The sequence below is a fragment of the Bacillus cereus group sp. RP29 genome, assembly GCF_040459765.1.
Classification (GTDB): domain Bacteria; phylum Bacillota; class Bacilli; order Bacillales; family Bacillaceae_G; genus Bacillus_A; species Bacillus_A paranthracis.
This window is the reverse complement of sequence record NZ_JARVHN010000001.1, coordinates 4,225,915-4,242,471: the sequence shown is the minus strand read 5'-3', so window position 1 is coordinate 4,242,471 and position 16,557 is coordinate 4,225,915. Positions and strand designations below refer to the sequence as shown.

Sequence of the window (16,557 nt, the reverse complement as noted above, 5' to 3'; positions counted from 1 at the left end):
TGATACGATGTTATTTATTGATAATAAAGGGATTACAGATCCTAGAATAAACTTAGCGATTGAAGAATATTGTGTGAAGAATTTAGATATTAACGAAACATATTTACTTTTCTACATTAATGAACCTTCGATTATCATTGGTAAAAACCAAAACACAGTAGAAGAAATTAATGCAGATTACGTAAAAGAAAAAGGTATTCATGTCGTTCGTCGTCTATCAGGCGGAGGCGCAGTATATCATGATTTAGGAAACTTAAACTTCAGTTTTATTACGAAAGATGATGGAGACAGTTTCAGCAACTTCAAAAAATTCACAGAGCCTGTAACGAAAGCGCTTGGTAAATTAGGCGTAAATGCAGAACTAAGTGGTCGTAACGACATTTTAGCTGAAGGCAGAAAAATTTCAGGTAACGCGCAGTTCTCAACGAAAGGTCGTATGTTCAGTCACGGTACGTTACTATTTGACTCTGAAATTGATCACGTCGTATCAGCACTGAAAGTAAAAATGGATAAGATCCAATCCAAAGGAATTAAATCAATCCGTAGCCGCGTTGCGAACATTACAGAGTTCCTAAACGAAGAAATGACGACAGAAGAGTTTAGACAACTTCTTCTAGAAACAATTTTCGAAGGAGAAACAGAAATTCCAACGTATGAATTAACAGAAGAGGATTGGAAAGAAATCCATAAACTTTCTGAAGAGCGCTACCGCAATTGGGACTGGAACTACGGAAAATCTCCGAAGTTCAACTTACAACATTCACACCGCTTCCCAGTTGGACAAGTTGACGTTCGTCTTGAAGTGAAAAAAGGAACAGTAACAGAATGTAAAATTTACGGTGACTTCTTCGGTTCACTAGATGTGCATGATATTGAAGAACGTCTAACAGGCGTACAATTTGATAAAGATGCATTCACTGCAGCTTTAGAAGGCGTAGATATCGCACGTTACTTCGGTAATATTACAACAGAAGATTTCTTACATTTGTTCTTCTAAAAATAAGGGGGGCTGCCGTAAAGGCAGCCTCTTTCTTTTTGCGTAGATTGTCGCGTTTTGTCGGTAAGTCGATATATTTTAAAAATCGCTGATATATTTCGAGTTGCGGTCGATATATTTGGAAAATCGCTGATATATTTCGAGTTGCGCTAATATATCTGAAAAATCGCCGATATAATTTTATATACGATAAAATCACAGGACATTTGCCTCTTATAAAAGAATATACATATTCAAAAGGAGGCGGATCGAAATGAAAAGAGTAATGTACGTTGTATTATTGCTCAGCTTCGTTATTGGAATAGCAGCTTGTAACGATGAAACGTCCTCAAGTCGCATACTTTTATCGATTGGAAAACCAGCGAAAGATAATGTTATATATTTTACGCATACAGATAACAGACGAAAGATACAGGAAATACAAGACATGTTTCAAAATAAGAAGTGGAAAAGAAATGAAACATTCAGCACTGTTAATAAGACACCAGATGTCGTCTTTTCAATAGATGAAGACAATGCAGGGTTACCGGCACTATATGTTACGGTGTATTTTCATGAAGATGGAGCGGACGCGATTAACTTGTTTGGAGAGCATACGACGTTAAATAAAGAGGAACTTACTAAACTTAGAGAAAAGATGAGTGCATATTATCCTAAAATGATTTTTGGTCTAGTTTCATAAATTACTTGCAAATAAAATTCCCTTATCCTTCCAAAGTAAATGAAGAGGAGGTGATCTGTTTATATGCAGTTAATGGAATAACACTTGCCACTTTAATTTTCTTTTAATATAATTAATTTAGAATTTTTAAATATTCTAAATTTTATAAAGGTGGGGTTTGTGTGAATCTCGTTCAATCTTTGGCTGAAACGGCGAAAAAGAAGGGGGATAAACCGGCTTATATATTTATGGATCAGTCGGTCTCATATGACCAATTAAACAAAATGGTCACAAGGTTTTCTAGCAATTTAGCAGAAATGGGCATTGGAAAAGGGGACAATGTTGCATTAGTTGTTGGAAATTCACCACATTTTTTGGTCGGTTTATACGGAACAATGAAAGCGGGAGCAACTGTTATTCCAGTTAATCCAATTTATACAGCAGACGAAATGCATTACATTTTACAAAATGGAGATGTAAAAACAATTATCGTACTCGACGTCCTTCTACCTGTTATACAATCTCTTACAACAAGACTTCCTTCACTTGAAAACATCATCATATGCGAAACCTCATCAGATTTTAACCATACAGAAACCGAAAAAATGAAAACGTTTACTACAATGATAGGGGCTGGAGATGTAACTTACGAAGGCCCAGAACTAGATGAAGAAGATGTAGCGGTTATTCTATACACTTCGGGCACAACTGGAAAACCGAAAGGCGCTATGTTAACGCATAAAAATTTATATAGTAATGCGAGCGATGTGGCGTCGTATTTACAATATACGGCTGATGATCGCGTCGTTGCGGCACTGCCAATGTTCCACGTATTCTGTTTAACAGTGGCGGTCAATGCACCGATTGTGAACGGGGCAACGATTTTAATGTTACCGAAATTTAGCCCGAAAGAAGTATTCCGTATTTGCCGCACGTACGAACCGACAATTTTTGCCGGTGTACCGACAATGTATAATTATTTATATTTATTCGAAGAAGCAAGCGCAGAAGATGTGAAGACGCTTCGCCTTTGTATTTCAGGTGGTGCTTCAATGCCTGTTGCTCTTCTGCAAAACTTTGAACAACGTTTTGACGTTATCGTTTCAGAAGGATACGGTTTATCAGAAGCATCACCAGTTACTTGTTTTAATCCACTAGATCGTCCGCGTAAGCCAGGGTCAATCGGTACAAATATTTGGCATGTAGAAAATAAAATTGTAAATGAACTTGGGGAAGAAGTACCAGTCGGGGCAGTTGGGGAATTAATTGTTCGCGGACCTAACGTTATGAAAGGATATTATAACGCACCAGAAGATACAGCTGCGACATTAAAGGACGGCTGGCTGTATACAGGAGACTTAGCGAAAATGGATGAAGAAGGTTACTTCTATATCGTTGATCGCAAAAAGGATATCGTCTTAGTTGGCGGCTATAACGTATATCCTCGTGAAGTAGAGGAAGTATTGTACATGCACGAATCAGTGGCGGAAGTTGTCGTAATCGGTGTTCCTGATGAAAACTTAGGAGAAGCAGTGCGAGCGTACGTCGTTCTGAAACAAACGAACGTAACAGAAGAAGAACTTATGCATTACTGTGCGTTACATTTAGCAAAATATAAAGTACCAAAGAGTATTGAATTTTTAACAGAACTGCCGAAGAATACGACAGGCAAGTTGCTGAGAAGAGCTTTGAGAGAAAAAGCGATGCAAGTTTAAATATAGGGGCAACCATCTTTATGAAGATGGTTGCCTTTCTATTTTTTAGCATTGGTTAAGCTATGGTGCCATATATTTAAACCGTAATATGACTAATAAGGAGGAGATATAAGTGGAGCAGAAGGAATTACGTTTGCGGCGAGTACAATATCTTATTTGTGACATTATGGATGAAATGAATACGGAAAGTGAGAAGAAAAACCTAGAGGTTTTGCAGCAAGTCATTGATCATCTTTCAGGAGCGATAGGTGATTTAGTTGATCCATCAAGCTCTTATTCTATTGATTATTTAGAACGAAAAGTTCATACGGCGCATTATTTACTTTTTAATAACGAGCGGAAGGCGTACTTATGTAGAAAATAATAGTATTATTTTTATTTGACATTGATAATGATTAAGAAAAAATATATGAATGCATTTGTTATAGCAGCAACGTTAGCAGTTCCATTTAGCGGTATGATGGCACCGATTGCGAAAGCAGAAGCGGCGGTAGAAATGAAAGCAGCTAGCAAATTAGCAGATGGCACGTATGACGTTATTTTAAAGACTTATAAAGATCAAACGAATGATACATCTGTTGCGTCTACATATTTAAAAAATGCAAAAGTAACCATTCAAGGTGATAAAAAAATCGTTACGTTAACAGTTCAAGATAGTAGCTATTTCCAGTATCTTAGAGTAGAAGATACGAATAAAGTAGGGACATTCCATGATGTAAAAGTAATTTCCGAAGATAAAGCAAATAACGGTACGAAAGTTGTTCAATTTGAAATTGATGAGTTTTCGAAAAAATATAATATGCAAATGCATATATTAATTCCAGCAATTAAATATGATCATACATATCAAGTACAGTTTGAAATCGATGCGAGTGCAATTGAACAGAAGCCTAAATTCTCTGACGTACCAGCATGGGCACAAGAATCAGTTCAATATTTAGTAGATAAAGAAGCAGTACACGGTAAGCCAGATGGTACATTTGCACCAGCTGAAAATATTGATCGTAGTTCCGCTGCAAAAATAGTAGCAACTGTTTTAGGATTAGAAATTAAGAAAGATGCAAAGCCATCATTCCCTGATGCACAAAATCACTGGGCAACGCCGTATATTGCTGCTGTTGAAAAAGCAGGTATTGTAAAAGGTGATGAGAAGGGAAACTTTAATCCGAGCGGGTTAATTAACCGTGCATCAATGGCTTCAATGTTAGTAAATGCTTATAAATTAGAAAGAAATGAAAATATAAAACTACCGAAAGAATTTGCTGACTTAAACAATCATTGGGGTGCGAAGTATGCCAATATTTTAATCCAAGAAAAGATTTCAATTGGAACAGATAATGGCTGGGCTCCAAATAAAGCGGTAAGTCGTGCGGAAGCAGCACAATTTATTGCGAAGGCGGATAAGTTGAAATAAAGTACCAATATTAGCTTTAAGTAGAAAGGCACATGAATCTTTCCATAAAGTGAAAAAAAGTCTGTTTATGTTGCCGAAAGAACTAAAGGAGTTTTTTATTTCAATAAAAAACCGAACCACCACCTAAGTGACGGTTCGGTTTTCTTTATTTTTTCTCTACTAATTTTTTATTCTTCCAATCTAGTGTAAACGATTTATTAAATGTTTTTTGATCAACGTCTTTTACGTTGTTTCCAACCCAGTTTGCAGTTCCGAATGTGTAGCCTGGACGAAGTTGGTAGTCGTCGGCATGTTTTGTATAAGCGACTTGTAGGTTAGATTGGTCTGTATTTTTTTCAGAGATAACAACAGCGATCATACCAGGAGAGAAACCACTATTTGTTAGCGCTGGAAGTTGATCCATCGGTATTAAATTACCTTTTGCATCAGATTCATATAAGTATGTGCGAGAGTACATGAACAGTTGGTTTCCATATAAAGAATGGTAGGAATCACGTGTGTAAATACCCCAGTTTTGATTGTTATATCCGTTAAAGAATACGTTCCATTTTACGTTTTTATTTGTTTGGTCAATTAAGTTTGTTTTATAACTAGTTTGTTTATAGCTTACAGAATCAGACCAAGTTACTTGGCCAGTTGCACCCGCTTCAGCGCTAGGTCCATTTGGCGTTGCAGAAGCTTTAACAGAACCGCCGAGTTGATAAGATACACTAGAGGTTACAGTCGTTTCTTCTACAGCATTTGTAGGTGCTACGTTAAAGAAACGAGCGCTGTTATCTTGAAGATTAAAGGCAATATCATATTGTGAGGGATAGCGTAATGTTGCACTAGCGCCAGGGATTGGGTAGTTATCAATAGGCGCACTACTTATAGTAGGATTTGCTTTTAGAAAACTACCAGTTGTATTAATAACGGCAATCTGTTTATCAGCGCTTGGATCATCGATGAAAGTTACCTTTAAAGACATTGTCATATTATCAGTTTGATCATTATTAAATGTATTATAGCTCGTATGTGTTTTTGCATTTTGTCCGATATCTGTTACAACTTGTGACGTCGTTTGGGCGTAAGCAGCAGGTGTTGAAAGCACTAAAGCGCTACTAGCAAAAACAGCGGATAATGCTAAACATTTTAAATATGTTTTAGAACGTTTCATACAATCACTTCCTTTTATTTTTGTCGATATATGTCGTATTCCATTTATATCGTAACATGAAAATAAAACAGAAGGGATGGTTATGCATAATTACATAGGTGAGTTTTGGATAATGAAATTTTATGAGTCTTTATCAAGGGAATCGCCGCTGTATTGTTTATATACTCCTCCTCATCAACTCTCCAATTTGCGTCGTAACAAACGCAATAACACTAAACAGTTAGAGGTTTTTATTGTGAAGGTCATTGTGCTTAATATTTACGCTATAAGTGCATAACAAGATATAATAGAAGAAATGAATAAGGAGGCTAGTTGTGAAGAATCTTCGTTATCTCAATATATTTACGATATTAATTATATACACACTACTTATGCTTTACATAGGCTGGAACGGCTGGGTTTGGCTTCATGCCGTATTTGGCTGGGAGTCTTGGGGATATTACGCTTTCGTTGTTGGCTTCATTTCCTATGCGTACATTCTCGTGCAAGTGTTTAAGTTTTTGCCATTTCTACGAACGATAGGTTCGATTTGGTTTGCGGTTATACAATACGCGCTTATGTTATTGCCGTTAGCTAATATTACAGTCTTTCTTTTACAGTTTGTAGTAGAGAAAGAAGCGGCAATTATTTGGACAGGGGCAGCTGTGTTAGCTGCATTTATTTTTATCTTTGCGTACGGAGTATTTAATGCATATAGCCCGGTAGTAAGAAAGTATGAGGTGCACATTCCGAAAAAAGTAGAGGGACGTAAAAGCTTACGCATTGCGATGGCTTCTGATATGCATTTCGGTAAATTATCTGGCGTTTCGCATTTGAAAAGGCTTGTTCGTCATGTAAATGAAATGGAGCCGGATATTATTTTACTGCCAGGTGATATTATCGATGATCATCCAGGTGTGTTCATTCAAAAAAATATGGGACATATTATGAAACAAATGAAAGCTCCACTAGGCGTATATGGTGTGTTAGGAAATCACGAATATTACGGGCGAGCAGTTCCAGAATTCCTGCAAGAGATGGATAAGATCGATATTCGCATTTTATTAGATGAAGTAATTACAATTGAAGATCAGTTTTATCTCGTTGGAAGAAGAGATAAAACAGAGCGAGATCGCCAAAGCTTTGAAAAACTTATGAGTACAGTAGATAAATCCATGCCAGTTATCGCAATGGATCACCAACCATTTGAGTTGAAACAAGCAGCGGATGCTGGCGTAGATTTACTATTATCTGGTCACACGCACCGCGGACAAATGGCACCGAATCATATTGTAACTAGAAGAATGTATGAACTAGACTGGGGATACGCACAAAAAGGTGCATTCCACGCAATTGTTTCTTCTGGTTTCGGATTTTGGGGGCCACCATTAAGACTTGGAAGTAGGTCGGAGATTGTACAGGTGGAGGTTACGTTTGAATAAGTGTATGTAATAGAGAGCTAATGGCTCTCTATTTTTACAAATAAAAAAGGCTCCATATAAGGAGCACTCAATAAAAATAAATGAATTAAAACAAATAACAGACATGTATAATATACAATACTTATAATTTAAAATCAATATATTTGAATTTAATATTTTATTGGTGTCGATTTCATAAAAGAGTTACGATTATAAGATAAAGGGGGATTATAAGTGATCATATCAGATGTGCTATACGGAGAATTTGAAGTGGATCCAGTAGTAGAAGAATTAATTGTAAGTAAGTCTGTGCAAAGGTTAAAAGGTATTCATCAAACTGGCGCAAGCTACTTAATAAATGAGGAATGGAATGTAACGCGCTTTGATCATTCAGTTGGCGTTATGTTGTTAATTAAGAAACTCGGTGGCTCAGTAGAGGAACAAATTGCTGGTTTACTGCACGACGTATCGCATACTGCTTTTTCTCATGTGATTGATTACGTTTTTGATAATAGAAATGAAAGTTATCATGAAGAGATATTTAGTGCTGTTGTGAAAAATTCAGAAATTCCAGCAATTCTTGCGAAGTATGGCTATAACTATGAAGAGATTTTGTTAGATGATTCGAAGTGGACGTTACTGGAAAGGTCAGCGCCAGAATTATGTGCAGATCGAGTGGATTATACGTTACGAGATATGTATACATATGGGTATATTTCTTTAGAAGAGGTTCATAGATTTTTAGAGGATATTATCGCAGTAGAGGGGAGAATGGTCCTTCAAAATATCGAAATAGCAGAGTGGTTTACAGAAACGTATTACAAAGAAGTCATCGATTTCTTTATGCAACCAATGAATATTTATGGAAATGATATGTTAGCAAAAACGCTAAAGTTAGCTCTACACAAAAAGGTTATTCATGCAGATGATTTTCTTCTTGAAGATGATGAGCTAATTTCGAAATTGCAGCAATGTAGTGATTCAGAAGTACATGCTTTAGTAAGCAAAGTTCATCCGAATGTAAAAGTAAAAGAAGATAAAAACGATTATGATTTGTATCAGAAAAATAAAGTACGTCTTATTGATCCACCGTTACTTTGTGAGGGGGAAGTCGTTCCGTCGTCTGTTGTGTCAGAAAACATAAGACAGATGAGTGATAGCGCTTATGAAAAAGCGGTGAGAGGGATGTATGTGAAAGTGATTTCGGATTAAAAAGGAGAGCATCACTCCTAGATGCTCTCCTTTTCCCACATCACTGATCAAACCAATTCCAAACCTCAATATCTCCAAGAGTCGCATAACGAACGTGAGGTGAGTTTTGTAATTTTAACAGTTCTTTCGACGGCCCAGTAATGACAATGCCATATACTTTTACGCCGTTATCTTTTACATACTCATAACGCTTATCTAAGTTCAGCTCTTTTTCAGGAGTCCAAGTAGTTTTGCTTACAGTTTTTTTATGCTCAGAAAGAATACGCATCATTTCGATTACTTCATCTTCTTTTGTCTTCGGTCGTTTTGCTTCATTATCAGGGAGATTTATATGTTCTGAAAATCCGATAACCTCTCCGCCATGTAGAATGAAATCTTCTTCATCTATTCTTTCTTGCCCTGTGTCTAAAGCGTACCATATAGGAGTGGGCGGCATTTCTTGTGCTTCAAATGTGCTATATAGAATGGATGCTAATTCTTGTAAAGTGTAAGGTTTGTCAAAAGATATCGCTACTTCTGCAACGGTGCCCTCATGTATCTTTCCGAGTGTACTCCAAACTTTTTTAGAGATTTCTTTCAAATGATCATCTTGCTTTATTTTTGGATGAACAAAGGAAAGTTTGTTGGAATAGGGTTTATTTGCCCATGATTGATTTGTGTCAGTTACAGATGATAAGAAGCTACGCGTTGTTACTGTACCAATTGGCATTTCTTTTTTACCGACCGTTTTAACTAAATTCATTTCAATTTCTGTACGGAAAAAGGGTTTAATCTTTGTACTGCCTCCAGTGGAACGACTATTTGGAATTGTTGCTTCTAGTGCGAGTGCTGGGATTTCATCTACTTCGACTAACTTTTTCATATTATAGAAGTAAAGAGAAGACGAAAAATGGTCGACAAAATAGATTGCAATACAAACGGCAAGGACAAAACTAACGGTTTGCCAACGTTGTTTCCATTTTATTTTCCAAAACGGAACTTTCAGGTTTTGTGGTGGTAGTTTTTTCTTTATTGTTTCACTTTTTGAAAGCAATTGATCTAAGTAAGCCTCGCATTCTTCACATGTCTCAATATGACTTTCTAACAGTTTCTGTTCATCATGCATGAGCGTTCCGTTTTCGTACTTCTCCCATAGTTTTTTAAATTCTGTACAACCCATCCGTATCACTCCTTTATGCTTTTCATTTCTTTTCGACCACGGTGTAATTCAATTTTCACTTTCGCTAGTGAGAGACCGGTCATCTCTGCTATTTCTTTATATGAGAATCCGTAGTAATCTCGTAGTAACAGAATATTTCGTCTTTCAAGCGGAAGAGAAGATAAACCTTCTAACCAACTAGCAATCTCATGTTTTATGAAATAAGAGTGCTCTGTACTTGGCACGTTTGGTAAATGGAATTCTTCCACTGTAGTTGTTTTATATTTTTTCTCTTTTCGATACCAATCGATAAAGGCGTTGTAGGCAATTGTAAATAACCACGGTCTAATTTCTTCGCCTTTGTAATAGTCAATATGGACGAGCATGCGGTAAAAGGTTTCTTGCATGAGATCTTCAGCAAAATGGGAATCTCCGGTTAGGGAGAGAAGATAGCGAAATAAATCTTGCATATGTTCTGAATAAATTTCTTCTAATGATTGTTTACGTTTCACTACATTTCCCTCCCTTCACACATAACAACGAAAAACATATAAAAAAGTTACAATTTTTCATGGAATTATAGTAAAAAACGTCAAGAATTGGATAAGATTCTCTTTTATCATAATACATATAAGGCGGGTGAACAGAGATGGAAAGCTATGAAACACAAATTCAAAGGTCCATTGATTATATTGAGGAAGATGTAATGGAAAAACAGACGCTACGTAAGTTAGCTCGCATTGCAGGTTTTTCTGAGTCGCATTTTCATCGTGTATTCCAGGCGTTAGTAGGTGATACGGTAATGGAGTATGTTCGGAAGAGGAGGTTAGCCCGGGCAGCTTATCAACTTTCTCATACGGATGAAAAAATTATTGATATCGCATTTGAACATGGCTTTCAATCTCACGAAACGTTCACGAGAGCCTTTAAAAAATTATTTCAAATGACACCGAGTGAATATCGAAAGCAGGGAATAGAAACACCGATGTATTACAGCGTGAATGTAAAGCAAAGAAAATTAAATCCGTATTTAGGAGGCATACAAATGGAATATCGTATTGTAAATAAACCGGAATTTTTAGTGGCGGGTTATGAACTGAAGACGACAAGTAAAGAAGGGAAGAACCATCAAGACATTCCAGCATTTTGGCAAGAATATTTACAAAAAGATCTTGGAACGACAATTCCGAATCGTAAAGATACGAGCCAATGGGTAGAGCTTGGATTATGTACTGATTTTAATTTAGAAACAGGGGACTTCACTTATATTATCGGAATGGAAGTCACAGACTTTGAAAATGTACCAAATGAAATTGCAAAGCGCACGTTCCCGGCAGCAACATATGCGGTATTTACAACGCCGAAAGTTCCTCATGAAGAAATGGTATCGTCTATTCACCAAACGTGGAATGTAGTATTCTCAGAGTGGTTCCCGCATTCAGGATACGAACATTGCGGCGTTACAGAGTTTGAATTATACGATGAGCGTTGTCACGAAGATAAAAGTGAGTTCGCTCAAGTAGAGCTTTGGATACCGGTGAAGAAGAAGTAATAGAGCAAGAGCGAGTCATTGAGAAATGGTTCGCTTTTTTATAAAGGGAGAGTGGGAATATGTTCAAAAAACTAGAATGTGTATCTATACATACGAAGGATATAGAAAAATCCGTTTCTTTTTATAAAGAAATGGGAATGGAGCAAAACTGGGTTATAGAAAGAGAACTAGAAGAAGGGGTTATTTGGACGTTAATCGGATTGAAGTTTCCAGATGAGAAAAGTTCGGAGTTAGTAATAAGCAATCATCCGGATATTCATTTTATGGAAGTCGAAGTATTAGTAGAAGATGTGCAACAAACGTATGAAAGTTTAAAAGATACTAAAGATGTTAAATGGATTCGTGAACCATTTCCAACAGAATCAGGACACGTTGCGGTAATGGAAGCACCTGATGAGAATGTGTTTGTATTGGTAGGAAAATAGCTGAAATATGGAGTGCCCTTTCATAGTGAGTTATGAAAGGTTATTTTTTATGAGTGGATTGTTAAATTTGTATTGCTTTATATGTAATACATTTGAAAATGGTAAAATAAAATAGCAATTAAATATTGCGGGTGGAAGGTTACGCCCTTTCTTCATTTGGTGAAGAAAGGAGGTGTAATCGTATGGAATTTCTTTTGCAAATTTTGTTGGAAATCACAAAAACTATAGCTAGAGAAGGTATAGTTATGGGATTTAAGAAATTAACGACAAAAAAGCGCAAAAAGAAGACCACCCGTCTGCCTGCGAAGCGTGGGAAGTCTTCTAAGCGCAAATAAGCTTTAGTTGCAACCTTCCACCTTGCGGTAATTAGTTGCAGTGACGGGGTGTTGGAAGCACCTCGTCTACTTCATTTTATGCAAAACTTAGTTAGTTTATACTTCTATTTATAGTATAACAGTTTAGAAATGTATTTGTTAATAGTTTTATTTTTACTTTGTATAGTAGAGGAAGTAGGTTAGCGTTGTCGATTTTTGTCGGTAAGTCGATATATTTAGAAAATCGCTGATATATTGTGAGTTGCGCTGATATATTTGAAAAATCGCTGATATATTGTGAGTTGCGACGATATATTCGCAAAATCGCCGATATAATTTCATATACCGCTAAAAAAACTCAGAAAGATGGTCTATATCATTTCATATACCGCTAAACCCTCCCAAAAAAGAAAAGACGCCACATAGCGCCTTTTCTATGAACGAAACGGAAACACAAGTATAATCGTCGTTCCTTTTCCAAGTTCGCTATCGATAGAAATCGTTCCGTTATGAGCATGAACGAGTTGCTTTGTAATAGCGAGGCCAAGTCCAGTTCCAATGTTGCTTTCTTCTGTATTTGTTCCTCTGTAATATCGCTCAAATAGAAGCTCTTTCGTTTTATCATCCATTCCTTTTCCGTTATCTGAAATAGAGAGTGTAAATGAAGTAGCGTTTTGCGAAAGTTTTACGATGACATTAGTCGTTTCATTATTATGTTTTACAGCGTTTGCGAGTAAGTTTTCAATAATACGCTGGAACCATTTTTCTTCAATGAAATATTGAATTTTATTTGAGCTTGGTACGAATTCAATATTTTGATTTTGAAGTGTCGGATTATTAATGAATTGTAATAATACTTTTTGGACGAATTGATTCATTTCAATGTTTACATGCTGCGCAGGAAGACTATTATTTTTTAATTGATACGTTAAGCTTAAGTCATCAATTAGTGTGGTCATATATTGAGATTTCTCTTTCATAACGCTGCCAAATTGCTGAATGTCACGATCGGTCCAGTTATACTGTTTTGATTCTAGTAATAATGCGTAGCCGTATATAGAACTTAGTGGCGTTTTTAAATCGTGCGTTAGACCAGTAATCCATTCTTCACGTGTTTGCTGCAGTACTTGCCTCATCGCATCATTTTTTTTGAGTGTAATAGAAAGGTGCTCTAGTGAATTTGTAACATCACTAAATAAGCGGAATGACCATTTTTCTTTACCAGATTTCCTGAACCTGATAGGTTTTCCTTTTTTACTAACAGGCTCTTCGTACTTTCCACCAGCTATGTTTTTAAGCCAGCGCATCGCATGTAATAACGGTTTTCCAAATTTATTACCGTACCAAATAGAAAGAATGACTAAATAAACAAATACGATAAGAAGGATTAATCCGCATCCGATTAGAAACTTTTTAGCAAATACATCGTCTATTTCATCATCTGGGTAGTAGTACTCATTTTTGGCAGTTACAACGAGAAGATGATTGCTATTTGTGTCGTAAAAGCTAGACGTGTTTTCTTTATGGTTCCACGGTTCCTTTTCGCTAAGAGCAGCTTGTATGACAGAAAACGTTTTTTTCTTTCCATCTGGATAGGAGAATACTTCTTCGCCAACGCTATTAAAGATTTGAAGAGTAGCCTTTTCTTTAGAAAGTAACTGTTTTTCTTCTTCTGTTAATGCGAATGAATCTGTAGATACAGAAGGGTGCTCTTTCTGTATCGTTTTCAGTAATACATTGCTTTTTAACATACCGCCGTAAATAACAAGTACGTTTTTTTCTTCTAATTCAATTTCCCAATATGTAAATGTATAAGGACTTTCTATGTGATTCTGTATATACGAGAATAAAGATGTTTTCGTATAAGATGTCGGTACGTCACTAGGTGTATTAAAGTGATAGAGAACTTTTCCGTTTTCCTCTACAACTTGAATCCAATCATTTTTCTCTTTAATTAAGTCTTTTACTTCAGCTTTTAACGAAATATCGCCATCTTCTGAAGAAATGTATCTTGCAATCATAAAATTTTCAGCATCTGGAATGTTCGGTTCGTATGAAGTACTCGTAACAAGAAAAATTAAATACGTGAATGCAGCTACTACAGCAATCAGTAATGTAACTAAAACAAATACGTGTTGCATGATAAACTGGATAATAAGTCGTTTATTAAAGTTCATATCGTCACCCTACTTTGTAATGAACTTATAGCCAAGCCCGCGAACGGTTTTTATATATTCTGGTTTACTTGGGTCTTGTTCGATTTTTTCACGTAGTTTTCGAATGTGGACCATAACGGTATTGTCATCGCCATTATAGGCAGGTGCTCCCCAAACTTTCTCGTATATTTCTTCTTTTGAAAATACGTAGTTCGGATTCTCGCAAAAGAAGAGTAATAGCTGAAATAGCTGGGCGGAACATTCGACAACACGCCCATTTACTGTAAGCTCTGCGGAATATCGATCAATTTCAAATCTACCAAATGAACTGGATTGTGCTTTTTGTTCGTGTGGCATAACTTGCTTCATATGTCTTCGGAGTTGTGCTTTCATACGAGCTACCACTTCAAGTGGATTAAATGGCTTCGTAATATAATCATCTGCACCGTGTGAAAATCCAGATATTTTATCTAAATCAGATGTTTTAGCTGTGAGGAAGAAGATAGGACAATCTGTTTTTTGACGAATGATTGGACAAATATCAAAACCAGATTGTCCAGGAAGCATGACATCTAAAATAATTAAATCGTAATCGTTTTGCTGAGTGAGAGATAAAGCTATTTCAGCGGATGTTGCAGTTGTAATATGAGAAAAACCTTCTTTTTCAAGAATGGTAGTTAGTAATTGTAAAATTGCTGTTTCATCATCAACGAGCAAAATATTTGCTTCATACATAAAAAATCCCTCCTAATTTCCTCGAATATCATATCATCTTTCGGTAACTTATGGAATTTTTAAGGGAATTTTAAGGTTTTCTTTCTCAAAAAATTAAGAATCAAATGATATGATAAAAGTAACATAGGGGAGGAGATGAGTGTGAATCCGTTTCAAACGATGCGAGCTAGATATTTTTTAATTGTATTTGCACTATTAACTGTAGTTGCAAGAGCCAGTAATGAATTGATAGAAAATACATTTCATATGCAAAATTCTACTTTTATAAATATTCTTATATTCTATATCCTGCCGATTACGTGGATTTATTTTGAGTATAAAAAACACCGTGTTGCATTTTCATTATTTATTAATAGAAATGAAACATTTAACCTGGTGCAAGTTTTATACATTACGATCATGTTATGCGTGTTTAGTTATGGATATCTTATTTTGTACATGTATAGCTTTGCATGGATTACACCGACATTTATTATGAATGCATTACGCGAACCGATTATGGATAGCACTGGAGGATACGTTTATCAAGTTATTATGGTCGTATTCATCGCACCAATTATTGGGGAATTTGTTTTTCGCGGATTTTTACTGCAACGCTTCGCAGCAAAATGGGGAACGAGTATAGCGATCATTGTTGTAGCAATATTGTTTGCATTGTTACATGTTGATTTCCTAGGTGCAATTGTATTTAGCGTTGTACTATCAATCGTATATATTCGTACGAATAGTTTACTCATGCCAATCGCTATTCACATGTTAAACAATGCATTTGTAATCGGTGCTTCTTTTTTAATAAATAAAGAAGAGATAATGAGTTTTACAGATTTCTCAAATTATACGACGTTCTTTCCAGGACTTATTATTTTTATAACAGGATTAAACTTAGTACTCATCTTTTTATTTGTTAACCGCAAATATTGGAGTAAAGAAATGCCCGCTATATATGTAGAGCAGGAAAAAAGCTTTTCAGACGTAGTGGGGAGTAAATGAGATGAAGAAGACGATTGAAAAAATATTGAAAGACATTATAGATGCTACGTCTATTACAGATATATGTGATAAAAGCGTTTGTCATTGGCTGCAACCTGTAGTAGATACGATTGTGTTTCCGGAGTATTACTTATTTTCTAGTACGCATGTAAAAGAAAATATTATTTCTCTTCTCATTGTGTTAGGAGTTTTACTACTATTTGGTCTAATTGTAGAAGAAATGATGAAGCGCATCTTCAGAAAAAATGAAGAGAAGTATATGTGGGTTCATAACGTATTCGAGAAAGTAATAGTGGCTTTCCTTTTGTTTTATAGTATGAAAACAATCATTTACTTTATAGCTTTGAAACATCATTCATTCTAAATTTGAAAGGGATGTATAAAATTATATGAATGAAACAATATCATCAAATAAGTTTTTTTATTTGATTGTGCTTAGTATAGTGCTAATAACGACAGTCAACGTTATTCTTCGCTGGGAGGAAGCTTATTTCTTTATGTATTTAGCGCTTCATTTGTTAGGAATTCTCTGTATCAGTGGCGGTGTAGTTGCTGAAAAAAAGAGTGAAGAAAGCATTAATTATATGTGTGTGACCGGCCTTATTTTACTTTTAGCTGTACAAGGGATTATGAAATATAGTTCTTTTTCTCTGCAAGATTTTAGCTTATTAATGGATGTACTTCCTTAAGGA

18 protein-coding genes are annotated in these 16,557 nt (G+C 35.8%); 13 read left to right on the top strand and 5 right to left on the bottom strand.

Annotated features, from left to right (window positions below):
- The first annotated feature begins 7 nt into the window (after positions 1-7).
- The 5 genes from lplA (at position 8) to QCI47_RS22445 (ending at position 4,787) form a co-directional block, all read left to right on the top strand.
- Positions 8-997, top strand: coding sequence for a lipoate--protein ligase (lplA, locus tag QCI47_RS22465; RefSeq protein WP_000897258.1), 990 nt, complete (start codon positions 8-10; stop codon positions 995-997).
- A 253-nt stretch (positions 998-1,250) separates the two neighbouring features.
- Positions 1,251-1,679, top strand: a complete 429-nt coding sequence (locus QCI47_RS22460) for a hypothetical protein (RefSeq protein WP_000832616.1) — start codon at positions 1,251-1,253, stop codon at positions 1,677-1,679.
- 161 nt (positions 1,680-1,840) lie between these two features.
- Positions 1,841-3,373, top strand: coding sequence for a fatty acid--CoA ligase family protein (locus tag QCI47_RS22455; protein ID WP_076874088.1), 1,533 nt, complete (start codon positions 1,841-1,843; stop codon positions 3,371-3,373).
- 112 nt (positions 3,374-3,485) lie between these two features.
- Positions 3,486-3,737 carry a hypothetical protein gene (locus tag QCI47_RS22450; protein WP_061131511.1) on the top strand — a complete coding sequence of 84 codons (252 nt, stop codon included), beginning with the start codon at positions 3,486-3,488 and terminating at the stop codon, positions 3,735-3,737.
- Between the two features lie 27 nt (positions 3,738-3,764).
- Positions 3,765-4,787 (top strand): S-layer homology domain-containing protein, encoded by a 1,023-nt coding sequence (locus QCI47_RS22445; protein ID WP_309422079.1) that lies wholly within the window; start codon positions 3,765-3,767, stop codon positions 4,785-4,787.
- Positions 4,788-4,932: 145 nt separating this feature from the next.
- On the opposite strand, the gene cytK2 is transcribed toward QCI47_RS22445, so the two are convergent.
- A complete protein-coding gene (gene cytK2, locus QCI47_RS22440; RefSeq protein ID WP_000830621.1) occupies positions 4,933-5,943 on the bottom strand; it encodes a beta-channel forming cytolysin CytK2 in 1,011 nt (336 codons plus the stop codon).
- Between the two features lie 314 nt (positions 5,944-6,257).
- Here cytK2 and QCI47_RS22435 point away from each other — a divergent pair, with 314 nt between their 5' ends.
- Positions 6,258-7,364 (top strand): metallophosphoesterase, encoded by a 1,107-nt coding sequence (locus QCI47_RS22435; protein WP_061131512.1) that lies wholly within the window; start codon positions 6,258-6,260, stop codon positions 7,362-7,364.
- Positions 7,365-7,577: 213 nt separating this feature from the next.
- Positions 7,578-8,555, top strand: a complete 978-nt coding sequence (locus QCI47_RS22430; RefSeq protein WP_309422080.1) for an HD domain-containing protein — start codon at positions 7,578-7,580, stop codon at positions 8,553-8,555.
- A 40-nt stretch (positions 8,556-8,595) separates the two neighbouring features.
- On the opposite strand, the gene QCI47_RS22425 is transcribed toward QCI47_RS22430, so the two are convergent.
- Together QCI47_RS22425 and QCI47_RS22420 are read right to left on the bottom strand one after the other, a co-directional pair.
- Positions 8,596-9,714, bottom strand: a complete 1,119-nt coding sequence (locus QCI47_RS22425; RefSeq protein ID WP_061131516.1) for an anti-sigma factor — start codon at positions 9,712-9,714, stop codon at positions 8,596-8,598.
- A 5-nt stretch (positions 9,715-9,719) separates the two neighbouring features.
- Complete coding sequence (locus tag QCI47_RS22420) at positions 9,720-10,205, bottom strand: RNA polymerase sigma factor (RefSeq protein ID WP_061131517.1); 486 nt, start codon at positions 10,203-10,205, stop codon at positions 9,720-9,722.
- 137 nt (positions 10,206-10,342) lie between these two features.
- Between QCI47_RS22420 and QCI47_RS22415 the strand changes: the two genes are divergently transcribed.
- The 3 genes from QCI47_RS22415 (at position 10,343) to QCI47_RS22405 (ending at position 12,005) form a co-directional block, all read left to right on the top strand.
- Positions 10,343-11,245, top strand: coding sequence for an AraC family transcriptional regulator (locus tag QCI47_RS22415; RefSeq protein WP_309422081.1), 903 nt, complete (start codon positions 10,343-10,345; stop codon positions 11,243-11,245).
- A 59-nt stretch (positions 11,246-11,304) separates the two neighbouring features.
- The gene (locus tag QCI47_RS22410; RefSeq protein ID WP_012644261.1) at positions 11,305-11,670 is read left to right on the top strand and encodes a VOC family protein; all 366 of its coding nucleotides are present in this window, start codon (positions 11,305-11,307) and stop codon (positions 11,668-11,670) included.
- A 182-nt stretch (positions 11,671-11,852) separates the two neighbouring features.
- The gene (locus tag QCI47_RS22405; protein WP_000394952.1) at positions 11,853-12,005 is read left to right on the top strand and encodes a hypothetical protein; all 153 of its coding nucleotides are present in this window, start codon (positions 11,853-11,855) and stop codon (positions 12,003-12,005) included.
- Positions 12,006-12,418: 413 nt separating this feature from the next.
- Here the strand turns inward: QCI47_RS22405 and QCI47_RS22400 are convergent, their stop codons facing one another.
- Together QCI47_RS22400 and QCI47_RS22395 are read right to left on the bottom strand one after the other, a co-directional pair.
- The gene (locus QCI47_RS22400) at positions 12,419-14,161 is read right to left on the bottom strand and encodes a sensor histidine kinase (RefSeq protein WP_071741556.1); all 1,743 of its coding nucleotides are present in this window, start codon (positions 14,159-14,161) and stop codon (positions 12,419-12,421) included.
- Positions 14,162-14,170: 9 nt separating this feature from the next.
- Positions 14,171-14,875, bottom strand: a complete 705-nt coding sequence (locus tag QCI47_RS22395; RefSeq protein WP_000272687.1) for a response regulator transcription factor — start codon at positions 14,873-14,875, stop codon at positions 14,171-14,173.
- Between the two features lie 141 nt (positions 14,876-15,016).
- Between QCI47_RS22395 and QCI47_RS22390 the strand changes: the two genes are divergently transcribed.
- The 3 genes from QCI47_RS22390 to QCI47_RS22380 are packed head-to-tail and all read left to right on the top strand — an operon-like array spanning position 15,017 to position 16,554.
- Entirely contained in the window at positions 15,017-15,865 is an 849-nt protein-coding gene (locus QCI47_RS22390) for a CPBP family intramembrane glutamic endopeptidase (protein WP_046198624.1), read from the top strand.
- A 1-nt stretch (position 15,866) separates the two neighbouring features.
- Positions 15,867-16,229, top strand: a complete 363-nt coding sequence (locus tag QCI47_RS22385; RefSeq protein WP_048557251.1) for a hypothetical protein — start codon at positions 15,867-15,869, stop codon at positions 16,227-16,229.
- Between the two features lie 25 nt (positions 16,230-16,254).
- Positions 16,255-16,554, top strand: a complete 300-nt coding sequence (locus QCI47_RS22380; RefSeq protein ID WP_001006052.1) for a hypothetical protein — start codon at positions 16,255-16,257, stop codon at positions 16,552-16,554.
- Positions 16,555-16,557: the final 3 nt, after the last annotated feature.